General features: G+C 65.9%; 17 protein-coding genes. 4 read left to right on the top strand and 13 right to left on the bottom strand.

Going from position 1 to position 21011, the window contains the following annotated elements:
* Positions 1 to 4: 4 nt before the first annotated feature.
* The 5 genes from H3H36_RS00280 to H3H36_RS00260 form a co-directional block, all read right to left on the bottom strand.
* Positions 5 to 1204: a WD40/YVTN/BNR-like repeat-containing protein gene (locus tag H3H36_RS00280; protein ID WP_182212983.1), complete on the bottom strand. Its 1200-nt coding sequence runs from the start codon at positions 1202 to 1204 to the stop codon at positions 5 to 7.
* Between the two features lie 142 nt (positions 1205 to 1346).
* Positions 1347 to 2693 carry a DUF1329 domain-containing protein gene (locus H3H36_RS00275; protein ID WP_182212982.1) on the bottom strand — a complete coding sequence of 449 codons (1347 nt, stop codon included), beginning with the start codon at positions 2691 to 2693 and terminating at the stop codon, positions 1347 to 1349.
* A 10-nt stretch (positions 2694 to 2703) separates the two neighbouring features.
* The gene (locus H3H36_RS00270) at positions 2704 to 4698 is read right to left on the bottom strand and encodes a DUF1302 domain-containing protein (RefSeq protein WP_182212981.1); all 1995 of its coding nucleotides are present in this window, start codon (positions 4696 to 4698) and stop codon (positions 2704 to 2706) included.
* 75 nt (positions 4699 to 4773) lie between these two features.
* Positions 4774 to 6726 carry an alkyl/aryl-sulfatase gene (locus H3H36_RS00265; protein ID WP_182212980.1) on the bottom strand — a complete coding sequence of 651 codons (1953 nt, stop codon included), beginning with the start codon at positions 6724 to 6726 and terminating at the stop codon, positions 4774 to 4776.
* A 28-nt stretch (positions 6727 to 6754) separates the two neighbouring features.
* Entirely contained in the window at positions 6755 to 8383 is a 1629-nt protein-coding gene (locus H3H36_RS00260; protein ID WP_182212979.1) for a GMC family oxidoreductase, read from the bottom strand.
* 139 nt (positions 8384 to 8522) lie between these two features.
* On the opposite strand from H3H36_RS00260, the gene H3H36_RS00255 reads away from it, so the two are divergent.
* Complete coding sequence (locus tag H3H36_RS00255; protein WP_182212978.1) at positions 8523 to 9470, top strand: LysR family transcriptional regulator; 948 nt, start codon at positions 8523 to 8525, stop codon at positions 9468 to 9470.
* Positions 9471 to 9527: 57 nt separating this feature from the next.
* Here the strand turns inward: H3H36_RS00255 and H3H36_RS00250 are convergent, their stop codons facing one another.
* Both H3H36_RS00250 and fabG read right to left on the bottom strand, forming a co-directional pair.
* Positions 9528 to 11162, bottom strand: a complete 1635-nt coding sequence (locus tag H3H36_RS00250; RefSeq protein ID WP_182212977.1) for an AMP-binding protein — start codon at positions 11160 to 11162, stop codon at positions 9528 to 9530.
* Positions 11163 to 11205: 43 nt separating this feature from the next.
* Positions 11206 to 11943: a 3-oxoacyl-ACP reductase FabG gene (gene fabG / locus H3H36_RS00245; RefSeq protein WP_182212976.1), complete on the bottom strand. Its 738-nt coding sequence runs from the start codon at positions 11941 to 11943 to the stop codon at positions 11206 to 11208.
* Between the two features lie 89 nt (positions 11944 to 12032).
* Here fabG and H3H36_RS00240 point away from each other — a divergent pair, with 89 nt between their 5' ends.
* Positions 12033 to 12770 (top strand): TetR/AcrR family transcriptional regulator, encoded by a 738-nt coding sequence (locus tag H3H36_RS00240; RefSeq protein WP_182212975.1) that lies wholly within the window; start codon positions 12033 to 12035, stop codon positions 12768 to 12770.
* A 10-nt stretch (positions 12771 to 12780) separates the two neighbouring features.
* Here H3H36_RS00240 and H3H36_RS00235 read toward each other — a convergent pair whose 3' ends face one another.
* Genes H3H36_RS00235 through H3H36_RS00210 form a run of 6 tightly spaced genes read right to left on the bottom strand, consistent with a single transcriptional unit; the run spans position 12781 to position 17888 of the window.
* Positions 12781 to 13242, bottom strand: coding sequence for a cache domain-containing protein (locus H3H36_RS00235; RefSeq protein WP_182212974.1), 462 nt, complete (start codon positions 13240 to 13242; stop codon positions 12781 to 12783).
* A gap of 11 nt (positions 13243 to 13253) precedes the next feature.
* The gene (locus H3H36_RS00230; RefSeq protein WP_182212973.1) at positions 13254 to 14240 is read right to left on the bottom strand and encodes a branched-chain amino acid ABC transporter permease; all 987 of its coding nucleotides are present in this window, start codon (positions 14238 to 14240) and stop codon (positions 13254 to 13256) included.
* A gap of 10 nt (positions 14241 to 14250) precedes the next feature.
* On the bottom strand, positions 14251 to 15135 hold the full coding sequence (locus tag H3H36_RS00225) for a branched-chain amino acid ABC transporter permease (RefSeq protein WP_182212972.1): 885 nt from the start codon (positions 15133 to 15135) through the stop codon (positions 14251 to 14253).
* A 6-nt stretch (positions 15136 to 15141) separates the two neighbouring features.
* Positions 15142 to 16350, bottom strand: a complete 1209-nt coding sequence (locus H3H36_RS00220) for an ABC transporter substrate-binding protein (protein ID WP_182212971.1) — start codon at positions 16348 to 16350, stop codon at positions 15142 to 15144.
* A gap of 60 nt (positions 16351 to 16410) precedes the next feature.
* Positions 16411 to 17118 carry an ABC transporter ATP-binding protein gene (locus H3H36_RS00215; protein WP_182212970.1) on the bottom strand — a complete coding sequence of 236 codons (708 nt, stop codon included), beginning with the start codon at positions 17116 to 17118 and terminating at the stop codon, positions 16411 to 16413.
* Positions 17118 to 17888 (bottom strand): ABC transporter ATP-binding protein, encoded by a 771-nt coding sequence (locus H3H36_RS00210; protein WP_182212969.1) that lies wholly within the window; start codon positions 17886 to 17888, stop codon positions 17118 to 17120. The genes H3H36_RS00215 and H3H36_RS00210 overlap by 1 nt, the downstream gene beginning before the upstream one ends.
* 417 nt (positions 17889 to 18305) lie before the next feature.
* Here H3H36_RS00210 and H3H36_RS00205 point away from each other — a divergent pair, with 417 nt between their 5' ends.
* Positions 18306 to 19532 carry a porin gene (locus tag H3H36_RS00205; RefSeq protein WP_182212968.1) on the top strand — a complete coding sequence of 409 codons (1227 nt, stop codon included), beginning with the start codon at positions 18306 to 18308 and terminating at the stop codon, positions 19530 to 19532.
* A gap of 66 nt (positions 19533 to 19598) precedes the next feature.
* A complete protein-coding gene (locus tag H3H36_RS00200) occupies positions 19599 to 20792 on the top strand; it encodes an E22 family MetX-like putative esterase (protein ID WP_182212967.1) in 1194 nt (397 codons plus the stop codon).
* Positions 20793 to 21011: the final 219 nt, after the last annotated feature.

Below are 21011 nucleotides of genomic sequence, written 5' to 3'. Positions count from 1 at the left end.
GGATTCACTTCGAGCTTTGGTAGGCGGACAGGTGAACGCCGCCCATGCCGGCCAGCGCCAGCGTATGGCCCCGCAGCGCGACGGCGGCCAGTTCCAGGCCGCGCGCGGCCCCCTGCACGGCGAAGCTGCGGCCCTGGTCCATGCTGCGGAACAGCGTGCCGTCGCGCGCGGCCAGCAGCAGCGCGGCGCCATCCTGCGCCGCGCCGATCAGGCTCTGGTCGCCGAGGCGGGGCAGTTCCCGCCAGCTGGCGCCGCCATCCTCGCTGCGCAGCAGGTGGCCGCCGAAGCCGTATGCCAGCAGCGCGCCGGGCGCCGTTTCCAGCACACCGTACAACTGGCCCTTGTAGCCGCTGTCGGCCACGCGCCAGCTATCGCCGTCGTCCGTGGAGCGATAGACCTTGCCGCCCTCTCCTGCCAGGTACAGGGCGCCGTCGGCGCCATGGCCGATGGCGTTGTAATGCAAGCCTTCAGGATTGGGAATGCGGGCGGCGATCGACTCCCAATGAACGCCGCCATCACGCGTGCGCAGCGCCTGCCCGTAGGAGCCGACGGCCCAGCCCAGCTCGCGGGTCTTGAACCACACGGCCAGCAGCGGACGCGATGGGCCGAACCTGGCGGTATCCTGCATATCCTGTGCGGCGTTGTCGGCCTGCTCGACGGCCTGCCGGGCCGCCTTCGCTTCGCTTGGCCGCGCACCGGCAAGCGCCGCGTGCGCGCGCGCGGCCGCGTGTTCGGCGTCGGCCAGCATCATGGCGTTGATCTGGTTGCCGTCCAGCCGCTTGTCCCAGTTCAGGCCAGCGTCGCGCGTGGCCAGCAGCACGCCGTCGTGGCCGACGGCCACGCCGTGCTCACTGTCGGCGAAGTGCATGGCCGTCAGCGTCACGCCGACCGGCACGCGGGCCTGGCGCCACGTGACGCCGCCGTCGTCCGAGACGATGACGATGCCCCGTTCGCCGCCCGCCACCAGGCGCGTGCCGGCCGGCGCCAGCGCCAGCATCAGGGCATGGGCCGCCAGCGTGGAAGCGCGCGCCGGGCTGGCCAGCGGATCGGCCAGCGCGGGCGCGCTCAAGGTGGGGAGGAAGGCGGCGGTCACATAGATGGCCACTGGCACGATGCGGCGCGCGGCCCGCGCGGCCCGCGCGGCCCGCGAGGCCCACGTGGCCAACGATATAGCGCGCCAGGAATTGCGCGGATGATGCTTCATGATTCTGTCCTTCAGTCTTGCGGTTCTGCGGCGCCGGGCAAAAAGACGCCCAACTCCCACTGGCGGCGGGAGCGGGCGTTAAGGAGACTCGCCTGGAGTTCCGTTTGCGCGGTGGCGCTTGCTCTACGTTGCTGTATTCCCGTCAGTTGCTGCTGCGGCGCAGGGTATCGGGCGTGAAATTGCCGGCGTTCAGTCTGGCGCCGAACCGGGCCGGTTTTTCCTGGTTGCCCAGGCCCGTCACCAGGTAGCGGCGCGCCTGCAGGTCGTAGAACACCTCGGCCGCGAACCACGGCGTGGGCGCGTCGTAGAACTGGATGGCGTCGATTTCGTGCACGCGCCACAGTTCACCGCGGCCATCGTAGGCGTCGGCGTGGGCGATCTGCCAGCTGTCCTCGTCGATGTAGAACACGCGCTTGGCATACACGTGGCGCTTGCCCGGCTTGAGCGTCGCTTCCACCACCCACACCCGGTGCGGCTCGTAACGCACCAGGTCCTGGTTCAGGTGGCCGGGGCGCACGATGTCGCCGTATTTCAGGCTCTTGCTGGTCAGCTTGAAGTTGTTGTACGAGACGATCATCTCCTTCTTGCCGACCAGCTTCCAGTCGTAGCGGTCGGGCGAGCCGTTGAAGCCGTCGTAGTCGTCCGTCGTGCGCAGGCCGTCGGAGCCGGAACCGGGCGTGTCGTAGGCCACGTCGGGCGCGCGCAGCACGCGGCGCTGGCCGGGGTTGTACATCCACGCCAGGCGCGATTCCCTGACCTGGTCGACGGGGTCCACCACCAGCAGCGCCTCGCCGGCCACGCTGGTGGGGCCGGTGATGGTGCCCATGTAGTACAGCAGGCGGTTGGCTTCTGGCTTGTCCATGGCGTTGGCGAAGGCCAGCGTCTCGGTGCGGGTCACGGGCGTGAAGGCGCCGTTGGCCTGCACGGGGAACTCGGCGCTGTAGCGCTGCACGCTGCCGCCCCGGTAGCGCATGATGTGGTTCCACACCACTTCCACACCGTTCCTGGGCTCGGGGAACGGCACGGTGGAGCGGGACACATTGACCACACCATTGCCGCCGGACGCCAGTTCCGCCTTGGCCGCTTCGGCCTTGATGCTGTCATACACGGCCTGCGGATAGCCGGCCGTGCGGTGGCTGGGGTAGACATTGAGCTTGTAGGTGGGGAAGCGCTTGAGCATCTCCATCTGGCCCGGCGCCAGCTTATCCTTGTACTGGGGCATGTTGGCGGCCGTGATGGTGTACAGCGGCTTCTCGCTGGCGTAGGGATCGAGGTAGCCGGCCCTGGCGTCGAAGCCGGCCGGCGCCTTGACCAGGCCACCGTCCCAGGCTGGAATCAGGCCGTCCTTGCTGCCCGCCTTCTCCGAACCCATGGGAGTCAGGTCCTTGCCCAGCCGCTCCACGTCGGCCGCCGCCATGCCGGCCCAGGCACCGTTGCCGCCGGCCAGCGCCACGGCGCTGGCCAGTACCAGTTTGTTCATCATGTTCATGCTGTCTCCCTTAGAAATTGACGCCGACGACGAACGAGTAATTGTCCCGGTCATGCAGCACGTCATATTTGGCGTTCTTGTTGTAGCGCGTGTAGCTCAGTTCCGCGTAGTAGCGGTTGTTGTAGTCGGCGCGCAGCGTGGTGCCCAGCGTCTGGCGGTCCTGGACGAAGGTGCCGTCGCCCGAATAGCCCTTGACGTCGTGCGACCAGAACAGCTTGGGCTTGAGGTTGATGCCCGCGTACACGTCGCTGAAAGTCAGCTCGCCCTGCAAGCGGTAGCCCCAGGCGCTGGTGGTCACATAGCCCTGGTTCTCGCAGTACGGCGCGTAGCCGTTCAGGCCCGCGCAGGTGCCGCCCAGCGCCGCCGTGGGGCCGAAACCGTACAGGAAGCCGCGGCCGTATCGGGTGGACGTGGCCGGGTCGCCAATACCGCTCCAGTGCTGGAAGCCGACCTCGCCCAGCACACTGGCGCTGCTGGCGCCCAGCACGGGACCGAACAGCTTCAGGGCCGACACCTGGATCTGGTCCTTGTTCTTCAAGTCGTAGCCGTGCGAGACGCTGCCCTGGGCCACGGACGGATCACGCACCCAGCGCGCCAGCGCGGCCTGCGGCCCCAGGCCCAGCACACTGCCCACCACCAGGTCGGGCGCGTTGATCTGCACCGGCACGCCCTGGGTGTGGCTGGCCTCGCCGAACACGGACACGCCACCCAGCTCCGTGGCCGCCGACACGGCCAGCGACTGGATGTTGGTGGCGTCATAGTCCCACGTCAGTTCCGTGCCGGGGATGGCGCCCAGCATGCCGATCTGTTTGGCCGCGGCGGCCTGCCCCAAGCCGCCCAGCACCTTGGACAGCGCCGTCAGTTGCGCCGCATACTGGCCCGAATACAGCGACGGCGCCGGCGACGGCGCATGGACGGCCGACAGCACCGGCGTGCGCGCGTGGTAGTTGGCGAAGTAGAAGCCGAAGTCGGTGCTCAGGGCATCGACGAACACGTGCGACGACAGGCCGAACTGGCCGCTGTTCTTCGGCGTGGCGTCGGGCGCGCGGCCCAGCCGGAAGTTGAACGGCACGGTGGCCAGCGCGCCGGCGCCCACCGCGTTGAGCAGGGCCGGCGGCAAGGCGGCCAGCACGGGCACGCCGTTGTACTGCTTCTGGTCGTTGCCCAGCGCGTCGCCGAACACGACGGCGCCGCCGGAGCAGTTGAGCGAATCAACCAGCGACCAGTAGGTGCCGCAACCGTCAAACAGCGTGTGCTCCCATTTGAGCTGGTAAAACGCTTCCACGGAGACGCCGTCACCCAGCCCGAGGTTGGCCGTCAACTGGGGCAGCGGACGCAGGATTTCCTTGACCTGGGCGCCGGGCCGGTGCGCGGCCGTCAGGTCGAACGCACCCATGGCGTTGATGCCGGGGATGAAGGCGCTCTCGCCCCAGTTCACCACCTGCTTGCCCAGCTTGACGTTGAGCGGCTTACCGGCCACATCGAATTCGCCAGACACATAGGCGTCGGCCAGCGCGGCGCCGGAGAAGCCCGTGTTGGCGTAGAAGCCCTGGTCGCTCAGCCTGGCGCCGGGCACATAGCCGTTGTTGAAACTGCCGTGCGCCACGCCCTTGTCGCTCAACGTGTAGTCATACCAGGCGTTGGCCCGCACGAACAGGCCCAGGTTGTCGCGCTTGAGCTGCAATTCGCCCGTGGCCTTGGGGCCGCTGGCGTAGGCCGTGCCCTTGTTGAAGTTCAGGTTACCGTCATCATGGCCGTTGCCCACGCCCGCCGTGCCGCCGTTGGCAGCCGACACCAGCGCCGGATCGCGGTTGGCGGCGCGCCAGCTGGCGCCCATGCTGGCGTTGAGCGACCAGCGCCCTTCCACGCCGTTGTCGAGCGTGAAGCTGTCGGCGCGCGCGCCGTGGGCCGCCGCCAGCGCCATGGTGGCCAGCGCCATGCGGCAGGCCATGGCCAGCGCCGTGGGGCGGGTCGCGCCCGCGCGATTCTGTTGTTGCTTGTGCATCCTGTCTCCCTCTTTCTCTTTTTTAGGAATGGCCGCGCCGGCGGCTGGGCCAGCGGCGCGGCGACACAACACCCGTCAGCGCGTGACGACGGGGAACAGCGGATCGAATTGGTCGAAGTTGCCGAACAGCGAGCCCAGTGCCTTCGGGTCGCCATCGAGCTTCACTTCGCCTGCCTGGACCAGCTGCGCCAGCGGCACCTTCGCCACCAGCATCTTGAACAGGGCGTCGCGGCTCAGCGTGAGCGCGGCGTCCGGCTTGGCCAGCACGCGGCCACGGGTGTTGTTGAGCACGGAGTTCGACAGCTCCAGCGCGTAGTTCTCATGGGTGTCGGTGAAGGCGATGTTGACGCCCAGGTGCAGGCCGTCGGCCTTCTCGTGGTTCAGGCGCACGGCCAGGTAGTCGAAGATCATTTCGACCGACATGGCGCGCGTCAGGTCCGGCCCCTGGGTGGACATGTGCAGCGGCGTGATGCCGTCGCGCAGTTCATGGGCGCCGGTCAGGTATTCGTTGCGCCAGATGGCCGATTCCGCCTGGTAGCCCAGTTGTTCCAGCGTGTCGGCCTGCAGCAGGCGGGCCGGCTTGTTGGCCGGATCGGCCTTGACCAGGTGATTGAGTATCTCGGCCACCCAACGGTAGTCGCCGGCCGCGTAACCGGCCTTGGCCTGCTTGAGCACGGCCTTGGCGCCGCCCATGGCCGCCACGTAGTGCTGGGCGCGCGTCTTGCCCGTCAGCGGATTAAGCGTGGCCGGGTTGCTGTCGTACCAGCCCAGGTAGTAATCGACCACGGCCCGCAGGTTATGGCTCAAGGTGCCGTAGTAGCCATGGGTGGAGAAGTCGTTCTTCAAACCCTTGGGGAAGAAGCTGGCGTCGCCCACCTCGTCGAGCGGCACGCCGCGGTTGGCCAGGTTCAGCGCCTGGTCGTTCAGGAAGCGGTACAGGTCGCGCTGGTTGGCCAGTTGCTGGTGCAGCCGCTCCTTGCCCCACACGGGCCAGTGGTGGCTGCGGAAGCCCACTTGCGCGTCCGGGAACAGGTCCAGCATCTCGTTGATGTATTTGCTCCAGCCCAGCGCGTCGCGCATGCGGGCGCCGCGCAAGGTGTAGATGTTGTGCATGTTGGCCGTGACCACCTCGGACAGGCACAGCGCGTGGCGCTCGGGCAGGTAGAAGGTCATCTCGGCCGGCGCCTCGGAGCCGTTGTCCATCTGGAACACGAAGCGCACGCCGTCGATGTCCATGCTCTGCCCGGTCTTGCTCACCGTGTCCGTCGGCACGATCAGGCCTATGGTGCCGGTGGAGACTTTCTTGCCCAGGCCCGTGCCCACGTTGCCCTGCGGGCCGGCCGCCAGCGGCATGCCGAACTGATATTGGGCGCGGCGGGCCATGGCGTTACCGGCCAACACGTTCTCGGCCACGGAGGTTTCCATGAAGCCGTCCGGCGCGATCAGGCGCGTCTTGCCGCCCGTGAGGTCGGCCTCGCTGATCACGCCGCGCACGCCGCCGAAGTGGTCGGCGTGGCCGTGCGTGTAGATGACGGCGGCCACCGGACGCCGGCCCAGTTTCTGCTGGGCGAATTCCAGCGCCACCTTGGCCATTTCCGCGCTCACCAGCGGATCGACGACGATCCAGCCCGTTTTGCCCTCGATCAGGGTCATGTTGGAGATGTCGAAGCCGCGCAACTGGTAGATACCGTCGCTCACCTTGTACAGGCCGTGCGCGTTGTTGAGCGTCTCGTGGCGCCACAGGCTGGGGTTGACGGTGGCCGGGGCCGCGCCCTGGATGAAATCGAATGCGTGCGGTTGCCAGATCACGTTGCCGGCCGCGTCCCTGAACGGGCCGTCGGGCATGGCGGCCACCAGGCCGCGGGTGGCTTCCTCGAAGTCCTGCTGGTCGCCCAGCGGCAAGTCGGCGCCAAAGGCCAGGTTGGCGGCCGCCGTGCTGCGGCTGGCCGGTTGCGGTGGTGTGGTTGCGCTGGCCTGCAGGGTGCAGACGGCCAACGCCAGCGCCGTGAGGCGGGCGGTGAGTGCCATGGTGAGTCTTCCTTTGGTTGGGGTGGTATCAGGCTGCCTGGGTATGGCGCGCGTCGGCCAGGATCATCTGGGCCGCTTTTTCCGCGATCATGATGGTGGGGGCATTGGTGTTGCCGCCAACGACGGTGGGCATGATGGAGGCGTCCACTACGCGCAGGCCGCTCATGCCGCGCACCCGCAGGCGCGCGTCCACCACGGCCATGAGATCGTCGGCCGGCCCCATCTTGCAGGTGCCTACGGGGTGGTACTGGGTGTCGGCGCGGGCGCGGATGTCGGCGATCAGCGCCGCCGTGTCGCCGGCGGCCACCGGGTACAGCATCTCGCCGCGCACGGCGTCGAACGGGGCCGACTCCATGATAGCCTGCTGCACCTTGGCGCCCTTGACCAGCACTTCCAGGTCGCGCGCATCGGACAGGAAGCGCGGATCGATCACCGGCGCCGTGCGCGGATCCTTGTCCTGCAAGGTGACGGTGCCGCGGCTGTAGGGACGCAGCACGTCCACGTGGCACGACATGCCGTGGCCCAGGTGGGCCTTGCGGGCGTGGTCGTCCACCATGGCCAGCACGAACACCAGTTGCAGATCCGGCGCCGGCAGGTCCGGGCTGGAGCGGAAGAAGGCGCCCGCCTCGGCAATCATGCTGGCCACCATGCCCTTGCGGTGGCGCCGCCATTCCAGCATGGCTGCCGCCAGCCTGGCCGTGCCGCGCAGCGACACGCCGAAGCTCTCCGTATCGCTGGGCAAACGCCAGCCCTGCACGTAATCGATATGGTCCTGCAGGTTGCGGCCCACGCCGGGCAGGTCGTGTACGACCGGGATATCGTGCGCGGCGCAGTGGGCGCCGGGGCCGATACCGGACAACATCAGCAACTGCGGCGAACCGAAAGCGCCGGCCGAAACGATCACTTCGCGCCGCGCGTGGGCTTCATACTGCACGTTGCCGCGGATATAGGCCACGCCCCTGGCGCTGCGGCCCTCGCACACGATGCGCGAGGAGACGGCGTGCGTGATCACGGTCAGGTTGGGACGCGACAGGTTGGGCGTCAGGTAACCCTTGGCGGCGCTGCAACGCTCGCCGTCGCGGTGGGTGGCCTGGTACATGAAAGCGCCATCCTGTTCGGCGCCGTTGTAGTCGGCCGTGTAGGCGATGCCCTGGGTCGCGGCGGCGTCGATGAACATCTGGTTGAGCGGGCTGGCGTGGCGCGGGTAGCACACGTTGAGCGGGCCGCCGCGGCCGTGCCAGTCGTCGAAGCCGTCGCCCAGCTCGTGGTTCTCGGCCTGCTTGAACAACGGCAGCACGTCGTCGTACGACCAGCCGGGGTTGCCCAGCGATTGCCAGTGGTCGTAATCCCAGCGGTGGCCGCGCACGTACAGCATGGCATTGATGGAGCTGCTGCCGCCCAGCGTCTTGCCGCGCGGCTGGTAGCCACAGCGGCCGTTCAGGGCCGGCTGGGGCACCGTCTGGTAAGCGTAGTTGTTGATCCTGGTCGGCACCATGGCCACCAACCCGGCCGGCGCGTGGATCAACACGCTGCTGTCCGGGCCGCCCGCCTCGAGCAGGCACACCGTCACGTTGGGGTCTTGCGTCAGGCGCGCCGCCAGCACACAGCCGGCCGAGCCCGCGCCGACGATGACGTAGTCGAAATATTGTTTGTCCATTCCAGTCTCCGTTATTGCGCCAGTTCTTATGTATTTGCCCAGCGTCAAGTTGGAAACCAGTGTAGGGGGGACGATTTTTGCTGTCCAATGCATCATTTTGATCGTTATAATGCATTCACTGCATGAATTGGACACGATCATGGACCTCAAACGGCTACGCCACGCCATCGCCCTGGCCGAAGAACTCAATTTCGCCCGCGCGGCCGAGCGCGTGCACCTGTCGCAGCCCGCGCTGAGCCGCAGCATCCAGACGCTGGAGGAAGAATTGGGCTTGCCCCTGTTCGACCGCGACAACCGCAACGTCAAGCTGACCACGGCCGGCGCCGTATTCATGGAGCGGGCCCGCAAGCTGACGTTCCAGATGCGTAACCTGGAGCGCGACATGGGGCTGATCCGCGATGCGGCAATGGGCCAGGTGGCGTTCGGCGTGGGACCGCTACCCACCGCCTCCATGCTGCCGCAGCTGGTGCGCCATGTGCGGCAGACCCGCCACGGCCTGGCCATGCGAGTATCGAGCAACAACTGGCGCAACCTGCTGGTGAACCTGAAAGCCGAACAGATCGAGTTCTTTATCGCCGATGCGCGCGACATCCTGCCCGATCCCGACCTGACGATCACGCCCATCTGCCGCCAGCACGGCCGCTTCATGGTCCGCGCCGGGCACCCCTTGCTGGCCCGCCCCGCACGCACGCTGGCCGACACCCTGCCCTACGGCTTCGCCTCGCTGCTGCTGCCGGTGGCCATGAAGGTGCTATTCCGGCAGGTACTGGGACTGGCGCCCGATGCGCCGCTGCCGGTGATGTTCGAATGCGACAACATGCACATCCTGCGCGAGGTGACGCTGGACGATGACGTGATCCTGCTGGCGACGGAAGCGGCGGTGGCGAACGAGATCGCGAGCGGCACACTGGCGCCGCTCGACTTTCCGGGCCTGCCGCCCTTGTATGCGGAAATCGGCGCCGTGCAGCTGGCCGGGCGCACGCTGTCGCCGGCGGCACGCCTGGTGCTGGAACGGCTGCATGGGATCGCGGCCACGGCGCCCGGCACCACCGTGTTCCGCGACGGGCGCTATCAGGCCACGGCCTGACCGGCGCACCGCGTCCGGCAAGGCGCCCGCGCCCATGCCCATGCCCATGCCCCCGCCTTACGCGCGCAAGGCGCGGCGCAGGATCTTGCCCACGTTCGACTTGGGCAGCGCGTCCACGAACTGCACCATCCGGGGTACCTTGTAGGCCGTGAGCTGGGTGCGGCAATGGGCGATCACGGCCTCTGCGCTCAACTGCATGCCCGGCACGGCCACCACGAACAGCTTGACCGCCTCGCCCGTGCGCTCGTCCGGCACGCCGATGCAAGCACATTCGGCCACCCCGGCCAGCCCCGCCGCCACCGCCTCGATCTCGCCGGGGAACACATTAAAGCCCGATACCAGCACCATATCCTTCTTGCGGTCGACGATGCGCAGCAGGCCGCGCGCGTCGAAGCTGCCCATGTCGCCGGTGCGGAAGTAGCCATCCTCGGTGAACGCGGCGGCGTTGGCTTCCGGCTGTTGCCAGTAGCCGCCCATCACCTGCGGACCCTTGACGCAAATCTCGCCCGCCTCGCCCGGCGCCACGGGCGCGCCATCGTCATCGCGCAACTGCACGTCCGTGCCCGGCACCGGCAAGCCGGTGGTGCCGTTGAAGTCGGCCATGGCCAGCGGATTGAACGACACCACGGGCGAAGTCTCCGACAAGCCATAGCCCTGGCAGATGGGCCGCCCCGTCAACGCCTGCCACTGGTCCGACGTCGCTTGCAGCACGGGCGCACCGCCGCCCACGGCCAGCCGCAGCCGCGAGAAATCCACTTCGCCGATGCGCGGATGGCGCGCCAACCCGCCGTACAGGGTGTTCACACCGCTGAAGATGGTCAGGTGCGACTGCTTGAGGATATCGATCATCTCATCCATGTCGCGTGGATTGGCCACCAGCCAGTTCTGCGCCCCCACCGAGAAGCAGGTGATGAAGTTCACCATCAGCGCGAAGATGTGGTACAGCGGGATCGCCGTCACCACCACTTCCTCGCCCTCCTTCAGCGTGCCTGTCATCTGAGCCCGGAACTGCGCCGTGTTGGCCACCAGGTTCCCGTGCGACAGGGCCGCGCCCTTGGACAGTCCCGTGGTGCCGCCCGTGTACTGCAGGAACAGCAGGTCGTCCGGCCCCAGCGCCACGGGCAGCCGTTCCAGCGCGGCGCCGGCCCGCAGCGCATCCGTGAAGCGGTGCGTGTGGCCCAGGCGCGCGTCCACGGCCGGTGTGGCGTCGGCTGATGGCGCGCCATCGGTCAGGCCCACAGTCACCACGGTCTTGATGGCCGTGTGGGCCAGCGCGTCGGCCAGCGTGGCCGTGGCGCCGTCAAACACGATGATGATTTCGCAGCCGGCGTCGTTGAGCTGGTGCGCCAGTTCACGCGCCGTGTACATGGGATTGACGTTGACCTGCACGGCGCCTGCCCGCACCAGGCCCAGACAGGCCAGCGGGAACGCCAGCACGTTGGGCAGCATCAGCGCCACGCGGTCGCCCTTGCGCACGCCCAGTGCATGCTGAAGCCAGGCGGCGAACGCGCCGGACAGGCGGTCCACGTCCGCATAGCTGAGCGTGTGGCCGTAAGCGTGGAACGCGGGACGCGGCCCGTGGCGCCGCATCGCGCCTTCCAGCAACTGCACCACATTGTCACAGCCGGCCGTGTCGATTTGTTCGGGGATACCGTACTCGCGGTAGGTGGCGAGCCAGGGTTGGGTATGCATGCGCAAAACTCCTTGAGTAGTCAATTAATTTGAAGACGAGCGCCTACAGGCTTAAACCACCACTCACTTCCAGCGTGGCGCCGTTGACGTAGCTGGCCTCGGCCGACAGCAGGAACACGACAGCCGCCGCGATCTCGGCCGGCTGCCCCGTGCGCCGCTGGGGAATCCGCGCCACCATGTCCTCCATGGCTGCCGGTGGAATGTCCTTCACGATGGTGGTGGCGATGAAGCCAGGGCAGACGGCGTTACTGCGCACGCCTTTCGGGCCCAGCTCGCGGGCCCAGGTCTTCGTCATGGCCAGCACACCGGCCTTGGCGGCCGCGTAATTGGTCTGCCCGAAATTGCCGCTCAGGCCCACGATGGACGAGATGTTGACGATGGCGCCGCCATGCGCGATCAGCGCCGCCACGCACGCGCGCGTGCAGTTGAACACGCCCTTCAAATTGATATCGATCACGCGGTCCCACTGGGCCTCGCTCATCTTGATCAACTGGGCGTCGGCCACCACGCCCGCGTTGTTGACCAGGCCATCGATGCGGCCCAGCGCTTCCAGCGTGGCCGCCTGCGCCGCCTGTACGGAAGCGCCATCGGCCACGTCCACCACGCAGCCGGCCACGCGCACGCCCGTCGCGCGCAAGCGCTCCACCGCGGCCGCCACCGCGTCGGCCCGCACGTCCCACACGGCCACGGCCGCGCCTTGGGCCGCGCAACGCTCGCTGATGGCCAGGCCGATGCCTTGCGCACCGCCCGTCACCACGATCACTTTATTCGTCAAATCCATCATTTCTCCTGTTCCGGCATGCATCCCGCGCCTGTGCAAACGGGGTGCTTCATGTAAAATTGAGACCACTTCTTTCACCACCAACACTGATGAAAACCGACTCCCCGAACGTCAACCACAACGGCAGCGACGCCGACACCCAACATCGCCCCGCGACGGGCGTGGGCCGGCCGCGCAAGAACAAGACGGAAGGGAATCCCGAGACGGCCAGCCGCATCCTCGACGCGGCCGAAGAGCTGTTCGCCATGCACGGTTTCTACGGCGTCACCGTGCGCGCCGTGGCCACCCACGCGAACGTCGACGCGGCCTTGGCGCACTACTATTTCCGCACCAAGCAGGGCCTGTTCGACGCCGTGTTCCTGCGCCGGGCCGAAGTCATCAACCGCGAGCGCATGGAGGCGATGCAGCGCTACCAGCAGGAACACGGCGACGCCATGACCGTGGAAGGCCTGGTGACGGCGTTCCTGATGCCGCTGCTGAACCTGGAACGGCACCGCGACCGCGGCTGGCGCAACTACTTCGCGCTGGCGGCCCAGATGAACAACACGCGCGACTTCGGCACCGACACCATGACCCGTTATTTCGATCCGGTGGTGCTGCACTTCATCGAGGCGCTGCACCGCATCCTGCCGGCCGCGCGCAAGGAAGACCTGTTCTGGAGCTACCACATGCTCACTGGCTCGCTGACGCTGACGCTGTCGGACACGGGCCGGCTGGACCGCCTGTCCGGCGGCCTGTGCTACTCGGCCGACATCGCCGCCGCCACCCCGCGCCTGATCGCCTACAGCACGGCGGGCATCAAGGCAGTGTGCCTGGGGCGGCGCTGACAGCTCTGCCTTATTGCTTGTAATAGCCAGCGGCGAATACCAGCTCGCCGCTCTTTTCGAAGTAGGCCGACTTGTCCTCGATCTTCTTGCTCACCGGGTCCACCCACTTGTAGTCCACCCAGCCCTGCCCGGCGCTGGCCGCCTTGGCGAGGATCTCGCGCACGAAATACTTGTTGTCGGCGTCACGTACCTGCGAGGCGTCGATGCCGATGATGCGCTTGTTGGCGCCGTGCGCCACCACCTTGCCATTAAGGTCGTACACGCTCAGGTACAGGTCGCGGTCCACGAACTGGCCCTGCTGGTTGCTCACCTCGGCCAGCGTCTTGTCCACGCCATTCTTCTTCTGGTAGGCGATGGCCTGCTTGACCAGGGCAGACGCTTCCTCCGCCGTACCCCGCTGCGCCGCACCGGCGACAGGAACGAAGGCGGCCAGGCAGCAAGCGAACAGGATATTTTTCAAGATCGTTTTCATATGCTCTTTCATTAATTTGAAGAAGATGGAGACGGCCGCGCACCCCAGCGAGCAGCCAGCTCGCCGACGATGCCACGCCGGGACAACAACACGCAGGCGACGAAAATCAGACCCGTCACCATGCCCACAGCCTCGCCAAGGCTGTTGAACCAGTCGATGCCGGTGTGGCCGGCCAGCAGCGTGCCCACGTCACCGAGCTTGTTTTCCAGTGCGATGATGAGCATGGCGCCTAAAAGCGGGCCGGCCTGGGTGCCCATGCCGCCCACCAACGTCATCAGGATCACCAGGCCGGACATGGACCAGTGGACGTCAGTCAGCGTTTCAAAGCCCTGCACCAGCGCGTTGGTGGCGCCGGCCAGCCCCGCCAGCGCGGACGACAGCACGAACGCCAGCAGCTTGTAGCGGGCCACGTCGTAGCCCAGCGAGACGGCGCGCGGCTCGTTTTCCTTGATGGCCTTGAGCACCTGCCCGAACGGCGAATGGACAGTGCGCACGATCAGCGCGAAGCCGGCCACGCACACGGCCAGCACGAAGTAGTACAAGGTGGTGTCGTTGGCCAGGTCGAACATGCCCAGCAGCCTGCCGCGCGGGATGCCTTGCAAGCCATCCTCGCCGCCCGTCAGCTCACCGGCCCGCAAGGCGCCGAAGAACACCAGTTGGGCCAAGGCCAGCGTGATCATCGAAAAGTAGATGCCCTGCCGACGGATGGCCAGCGCGCCCATCACGAGGCCGATCATCGCCGCCGCGCCGGCGCCGGCCAACAGGCCCAGCTCCGTGGGCCAGCCCCACACCTTGAGCGCATTGCCGGCCACGTAGCCGGCCGCGCCGAAGAAGGCCGCATGGCCGAACGACAGCAAGCCTGTAAAGCCGATCAACAGGTTGAAGGCGCAGGCGAACAGCGCGAAGCACAGCAGCTTGGCCAGGAATGGTGGATAACCGGCCAGCGGCGCGGCCAGTGCGACGGCCAGCGCGATGGCGTAGCCCAGATTCTTGTTCATGGCAGACCTCTTATTTCTCTTTGCCGAACAGGCCGGCGGGACGCAACAACAGCACGACGATCATCACGAGGAACACGACGGTGGACGAGAATTCGGGATAGAACACCTTGGTCAAGCCCTCGATCACGCCCAGCCCCAGCCCCGTGACGATGGAGCCCATGATGGAACCCATGCCGCCAATGACCACCACGGCGAAGACGACGATGATCAGGTTGGAGCCCATCAGCGGCTGCACCTGGATGATGGGCGCGGCCAGCACGCCGGCGAAACCGGCCAGCGCCACGCCGAAGCCATAGGTCAGCGTGACCATCAGCGGCACGTTGACGCCGAACGCTTCCACCAGCTTGGGGTTCTCGGTGCCGGCGCGCAGGTAGGCGCCAAGCCGGGTCTTCTCGATCATGAACCACGTGCCCAGGCACACGGCCAGCGACGCGGCCACCACCCAGGCCCGGTAGTTGGGCAGCACCATGAAACCGAGGTCGGTGGCGCCGGCCAGCAGTTCCGGCACCTCGAACGCCTGACCGGACACGCCGTAGAACGAGCGGAACACGCCTTCCACCATCAGCGTGATGCCGAAGGTGAGCAGCAGGCCATACAGGTGATCGAGCTTGTACAGCCAGCGCAGCATGGTCTTCTCGATGACGATGCCGAAGGCGGCCACCAGCAGCGGCGCCAGCACCAGCATCACCCAGTAGTTCAGGCCCAGGTAGCTCATGCCCATCCAGGCCAGGAAGGCGCCCATCATGTACAGGGCGCCGTGGGAAAAGTTAATCACGTTCAGCAAGCCGAAAATGACCGCCAGCCCCAACGACAACATGGCGTAGAACGAGCCGTTGACCAGCCCTAGCAGCAACTGGCTCAACAGCGCTTGCAGCGGAATACCAAAGATTTCCATGTCAGCTTACTTCCACAGCGCGCACTTGGACTCGCTCTTGGTCAGATAGGCTTGCTCACCGGGGATGGTGGCGGCGATCTTGTAGTAATCCCATGGATACCTGGACTCGGATGGCTTCTTCACCTCCATCAGGAACATGTCATGCACCATGCGACCGTCCGGGCGGATGACGCCGTTGGTGGCGAACATGTCGTTGATCGGCGTCTTCTTCAGGTAGGCCATGACCTTGTCGCCATCGTCCGTACCCAGCGCATGCACGGCCTTCAGGTAGGTGGCAGCGGCGGAATAATCGGCCGCCTGCAGCATCGACGGTTCCTTTTTCATCTTGGCGAAGTAGCGCTTGGCCCATTCGCGCGAGGCGGGCGTGCGGTCCCAGTACCAGGCGTCGGTCAGGTACATGCCCTGGGTGACGTTCAGGCCCAGCGAATGCACATCGTTGATCGACACCAGCAGGCCGGCCAGCTTCATGCTGCGCAGGATGCCGAATTCATTGGCCGCCTTGATGGCGTTCATGGTGTCGCCGCCGGCGTTGGCCAGGCCCAGGATCTGCGCCTTGGAGGCCTTGGCCTGCAACAGAAAGGACGAGAAGTCAGCCGCCGACAGCGGGTGCTTGACACTGCCCAGCACCGCGCCGCCGTTGGCCTTGACCACGTCGGCCGTGTCCTTTTCCAGCGCGGCGCCGAACGCGTAATCGGCCGTCAGAAAGAACCACGACTTGCCGCCCTGCTTGAGCAGCGCGCCGCCCGTGCCGCGTGCCAGCGCCACCGTGTCGTAGGCGTAGTGCACGGTGTAGGGGGTGCATTCCTCGTTGGTCAAACGGGCCGACCCGGCGCCGATCGAAATGAACACTTTCTTCTTCTCGGCCGCCACCTTGGCCATGGCCAGGTTGGCGCCCGAGTTGGTGCCGCCGATCAGCAGATCCACGCCTTGCTGATCGAACCATTCGCGCGCCTTGGAGGCAGCGATGTCGGCCTTGTTCTGGTGGTCGGCCGAGATGAATTCGACTTTTTTGCCGGCCACTACCACGCCCGCGTCGGCGATGGCCATCTTGATCGCTTCCGCGCCGCCCGGTCCATCGATGTCCGAATACAGACCGGACATGTCGGAAATGAAGCCGATCTTGATGGTGTCGCCCGACACCTGCGCTTGCGCGGCGCCGGACAGGCCCATGGCGCACACGGTCGCAGCGGCGATGGCGATAGATTTCAGTTGCATATTGTCTCCGTTCGGATTGGTTGTTGTTTTGGTTTGGTTCTGATTCCGGCTGCGCCGGTACTACACGCCCAGCAGCTCGGTCAGCAGCGGCATCTTGGCGTCTAATTCGGAGGCGACGAAGGTTTCCACGATCTGCCCGTGCTCCATCACGTAGAAGCGGTCTGCCAGCGGCGCGGCGAAGCGGAAGTTCTGCTCCACCATGACGATGGTGTAGCCCTTGGCCTTGAGCGTGGTGATCATGCGGGCCAGGCCCTGCACGATAACGGGCGCCAGCCCTTCGGAGATTTCATCGAGCAGCAGCAGCCGCGCACCAGTGCGCAGGATGCGGGCCACGGCCAGCATCTGCTGCTCGCCGCCCGACAACCGCGTGCCCTGGCTATGCTTGCGTTCCTCGAGGTTGGGGAACATGGCGTAGATTTCCGCCACCGACATGCCCTGCTCGCCCGTCGCCAGTTGCGGCGGCATCATCAGGTTTTCTTCCGTCGACAGCGACGAGAAGATGCCACGCTCCTCCGGGCAATAACCGACGCCCAGGTGCGCCACCTTGTGGGTCGGCAAACCGATCGCTTCCACGCCATTGATCTTGATCGAACCCTTGCGCGCGCCCGTCAGGCCCATGATGGCGCGCATGGTCGTCGTGCGCCCGGCGCCGTTGCGGCCCAGCAGCGTGACCACTTCGCCAGGCTGCACCACCAGGTTCACGTTGTGCAGGATGTGGGATTCGCCGTACCACGCTTGAAGATTGGTGATTTCCAGAGCGGCCGTCATCAGTGCGCACCTTCCAGCACTGCCGCTTCCGTGCCCATGTACGCTTCCATCACTTGCGGATTGCTCGATACTTCCGCGTAGCTGCCCTCAGCCAGCATGGCGCCGCGCTGCAGGACGGAGATCTTGTCGCAGATGCCGGACACCACTTTCATGTTGTGCTCGACCATGAGGATGGTGCGCCCGGCCGACACTTTCTTGATCAGTTCCGTCACCCGGTGCACGTCCTCATGGCCCATGCCCTGGGTCGGCTCGTCAAGCAGCATCAGTTCCGGTTCCATCGCCAGGGTGGTGGCGATTTCCAGCGCCCGCTTGCGGCCGTAAGGCAGATCGACCGTGATGGTGTCGGCGAACGCCGTCAAGTCCACTTCGGCCAGCAATTCCATGGCGCGCGCGTTGAGCTTGGACAAACTGCGTTCGCTTTGCCAGAAATTGAAGCTGGTGCCCAGCTTCCGTTGCAGGCCGATGCGCACGTTCTGCAGCACGGTCAGGTGCGGAAACACGGCCGAAATCTGGAACGAGCGAATCACGCCCATGCGGGCGATCTGCGCAGGCTGGTGGGCCGTGATGTCCTTGCCGTTGAACAGGATCTGGCCCGAACTAGGCACCAGGAACTTGGTGAGCAGGTTGAAGCAGGTGGTCTTGCCTGCGCCGTTGGGGCCGATCAGCGCGTGGATATGGCCGCGCTTGACGCGCAAATCCACGCCCTGCACGGCGCTAAAACCCCGGAACTGTTTGGACAGCTTGCGGGTTTCCAGGATGACGTCGGTCATCTTGTCTCCTTGTTTATATCGTTCTTATCGCCGGCCTTGGCCGTCCCGCGCATGACGGTGCGTACATGCTGTGCACCCTGCCGTCGTATGGCTGCTGTTGGCCATTTCGTGACCTTATTCATGCGTCGGTGAATAAACTATATCAACGTGTTCTCCGTGCCGCAAGCGATTTTATTGTGCAAGTCACACATTCATGCGGCTTACAACGCCCTCTGTTCAAGTTACACCACAGGCAATTGATTTAGCTTGCCGTAAATTTTTGCGACTGCTAGCATTTATTCATCGACCAATTAATTTTATGGTCGAACAGGGAAAACAGCCCTTTTCCTGGCGCAAGCGACGATGGCGCCGGCCCGGTCTGCCCGGCACCCATCGCTTATTTTCTGGACCGCAACACAACAAGAGATAGAGGAAGACATGCAACAACGACTCAAACCGATGGCGCTCGCGATCTGCCTGGCCGCTCCCCTGCTGGGCCACGCGGCCGAGTTCAACGTCGGCAGCAACACCGTCATCAACCTGGGCGGCCTGTTCGCCGTGGGCGCCAAGAGCGCCGAAGTGACGGACACCAGCCGCGCCGTGCAACGCGAATCGCGCGTGGACGACAACACCTCGCGCGTCATCATTTCCGGCAACACGGATCTGGGCAACGGCGTCAAGGCCATCTTCCGCCTGGAAAGCCGCTTCACGGCCGACACCCGCCCCAGCACCCCGCTGGTGCCCGGCTCGACCACCAACGTCGGTGCCGGCACCGGCTGGGCCGACGGCGACACCTGGGCCGGCCTGGCCGGTGACTTCGGCAGCGTCTATTTCGGCAAGTCCACGCTGTACTACGCCGACACCATGGCCATCCCCAACCTGGGCATCAAGGGCGCCGGCGAGTCGTACCGCATCTGGGACGGCAACGGCCTGAGCACCTTCAACATGCTGAGCCAGGTGGGCACCAAGGGCGGCGTGCTGACCACGCTGGGCATCACCCGCTCGCAAAACGTGGTGCGCTGGGACTCGCCCACCGTGAAAGGCTTCGACGGCAGCCTGGCCTACACCAAGAACGCGTCCGGCGACGAAAACCACTTCGGTTGCGCCGGTTGCGCCGTGGACTATGAATCGGGCGGCACCTGGTATGGCCGCCTGCGCTACAACGAAGGCCCGGTTTCGGCCTCGATGAGCGTGTTCCACACCAAGGTGCAAGGCGCCGTCGTCACCGCGCCCTACCTGGGCCCGCTGGACAAGACCGGCTACCGCGCCGGCGTCGCCTACACCTTCCCGTCCAACGTAAAGGTGGGCCTGGTGTACGACAACACCAACGTCCGCAACGGCATCCCCGGCGCCACCGGCGACGCCAAGCGCGGCGTGTTCTCTATCCCCGTCAGCTACATGTGGGACAAGCACGCCGCCTACCTGACCTACACCAAGGCCGGCAGCACCAGCAACCTCGATAACAGCGGCGCCAAGCAACTGAACCTGGGCTACGACTACGCGTTTGCCAAGAACACCTTCATCGGCGTGTTCTTCACCCAGTTGAAGAACGACAGCAACGGCAGCTACTCGCCATTCCTGAGCGGCAGCGCGCTGGGCGGCTCGGCACCGAAGACCGGGGAAGGCTTCCGCCAGTTCTCGCTCGACATCAACTACTGGTTCTAAGCCAGCGCAGTCTCGCGGAACGGCCGGCTCCGGCCGTTCCCGCCCCCCCTTTTTTCTGGACATCCTATGCGTACATTGAATCGCCTGGCAGTATTCGCGCTGGCCGTGGCCAGCCTGTGCAACGTCCATCCAGCCTGGTCCTACGACCAACTGGTGGAGAAAAAGACCTTCACGCTGCCCTCGCTGACCACGGTGGGCGGCAAGACCATCAAGCATGTGCAAGTCGGCTATGAAACCTACGGCACCCTGAACGCGGACGGCAGCAACGCCATCTTCATCCCCCACTACTTTTCCGGCACCTCGCACGCGGCCGGCAAATACGCGGCCACCGACCCCGCACCCGGCTACTGGGACGCCCTGATCGGCCCCGGCAAGCCGCTCGACACGGACAAATACTTCATCGTCTCGGCCGACAACCTGGTCAACCTGAACGTGAAGGATCCGCACGTCGTCACCACCGGCCCGGCCAGCATCGACCCGGACACGGGCAAGCCGTACGGCATGACCTTCCCCATCGTGACCTTCCGCGACTCCGTCAACGTCCACAAGGCGCTGGTGGACGCGCTGGGCGTCAAGCACCTGCAAGCGGTGATCGGCGCCTCGGGCGGCTCGATGCTGACGATGGAATGGGCCGCCTCCTATCCCGAGCTGGTGGAACGGGCGATCCCCGTGATTCCAGGCGGACTGGCCTTCAATCCGTATGCGGTGGAAGTGGCCAGCGTGTGGGCATCGGCCGTCACCAACGATCCGAAATGGAACCACGGCGACTACTACGGCAAGGACGAACCGCTGCAAGGCGTGGCCGAAGCGATGAAGATGGTCAGCCTGTCGTCGCGTCACTACGGCTGGGCCGACCGCACGTTCGGCCGCAAGCCCGCACAGGCCGGCCATGAGCCGATCGACAGCTGGGACAACCTGTACGCGATCGAAGCCACCTTCAACGCCGGCGCCGCCGCCGCCGCCAAGCGCACGGACGCCAATTCGCTGCTGTACACCATCAAGGCCAACCAGCTGTTCAGCGTGTACCAGGCAGCCGACCTGCAACAGGGCCTGCAGCGGATCAAGGCGCGTGTGCTGTTCATCCCGGCCGAGTCGGACCTGCTGCTGTTCCCCGACTACAGCCGGCAAGCGATGGCGCTGCTGCGCGCGCAAGGCAAGCAGGCCGAGTTGTTCGAGCTCCACGGCGACGGCGGGCATCTGGACGGCATCACCCAGATCATGCAGGCCGGGCCGGCCATACGCGACTTCCTGAGCAAATAACAGAGCAATGCAATGTGTGCCTCCGCTTGGGCCCGCCCCTGGCCGGTTCAAGCGGCACACATTGACCTCGCGGCCCCGTTTTTACATCCATCTTCAGTTTTCCTTGCCATCGTTATCACGCCCTGCCACGTCCTGGTGGCGCTGATGGCGCCTCCCTCACCCCGAACAGGCCAGAATGTCTCCCTTTTTACACTCGCGCCCCAGCGAGGGACTATTGCC

Source organism: Rugamonas fusca, from assembly GCF_014042365.1.
Classification (GTDB): Bacteria; Pseudomonadota; Gammaproteobacteria; order Burkholderiales; family Burkholderiaceae_D; genus Rugamonas; species Rugamonas fusca.
The sequence above is the reverse complement of the archived record's forward strand: the minus strand, read 5'-3'. Positions and strand labels throughout refer to the sequence as shown.

Coding starts and splice junctions, on each gene's coding strand:
- H3H36_RS00280 (WP_182212983.1), bottom strand. CDS start 1,204: ATGAAGCATCATCCGCGCAATTCCTGGCGCGCTATATCGTTGGCCACG.
- H3H36_RS00275 (WP_182212982.1), bottom strand. CDS start 2,693: ATGAACATGATGAACAAACTGGTACTGGCCAGCGCCGTGGCGCTGGCC.
- H3H36_RS00270 (WP_182212981.1), bottom strand. CDS start 4,698: ATGCACAAGCAACAACAGAATCGCGCGGGCGCGACCCGCCCCACGGCG.
- H3H36_RS00265 (WP_182212980.1), bottom strand. CDS start 6,726: ATGGCACTCACCGCCCGCCTCACGGCGCTGGCGTTGGCCGTCTGCACC.
- H3H36_RS00260 (WP_182212979.1), bottom strand. CDS start 8,383: ATGGACAAACAATATTTCGACTACGTCATCGTCGGCGCGGGCTCGGCC.
- H3H36_RS00255 (WP_182212978.1), top strand. CDS start 8,523: ATGGACCTCAAACGGCTACGCCACGCCATCGCCCTGGCCGAAGAACTC.
- H3H36_RS00250 (WP_182212977.1), bottom strand. CDS start 11,162: ATGCATACCCAACCCTGGCTCGCCACCTACCGCGAGTACGGTATCCCC.
- fabG (WP_182212976.1), bottom strand. CDS start 11,943: ATGGATTTGACGAATAAAGTGATCGTGGTGACGGGCGGTGCGCAAGGC.
- H3H36_RS00240 (WP_182212975.1), top strand. CDS start 12,033: ATGAAAACCGACTCCCCGAACGTCAACCACAACGGCAGCGACGCCGAC.
- H3H36_RS00235 (WP_182212974.1), bottom strand. CDS start 13,242: ATGAAAACGATCTTGAAAAATATCCTGTTCGCTTGCTGCCTGGCCGCC.
- H3H36_RS00230 (WP_182212973.1), bottom strand. CDS start 14,240: ATGAACAAGAATCTGGGCTACGCCATCGCGCTGGCCGTCGCACTGGCC.
- H3H36_RS00225 (WP_182212972.1), bottom strand. CDS start 15,135: ATGGAAATCTTTGGTATTCCGCTGCAAGCGCTGTTGAGCCAGTTGCTG.
- H3H36_RS00220 (WP_182212971.1), bottom strand. CDS start 16,350: ATGCAACTGAAATCTATCGCCATCGCCGCTGCGACCGTGTGCGCCATG.
- H3H36_RS00215 (WP_182212970.1), bottom strand. CDS start 17,118: ATGACGGCCGCTCTGGAAATCACCAATCTTCAAGCGTGGTACGGCGAA.
- H3H36_RS00210 (WP_182212969.1), bottom strand. CDS start 17,888: ATGACCGACGTCATCCTGGAAACCCGCAAGCTGTCCAAACAGTTCCGG.
- H3H36_RS00205 (WP_182212968.1), top strand. CDS start 18,306: ATGCAACAACGACTCAAACCGATGGCGCTCGCGATCTGCCTGGCCGCT.
- H3H36_RS00200 (WP_182212967.1), top strand. CDS start 19,599: ATGCGTACATTGAATCGCCTGGCAGTATTCGCGCTGGCCGTGGCCAGC.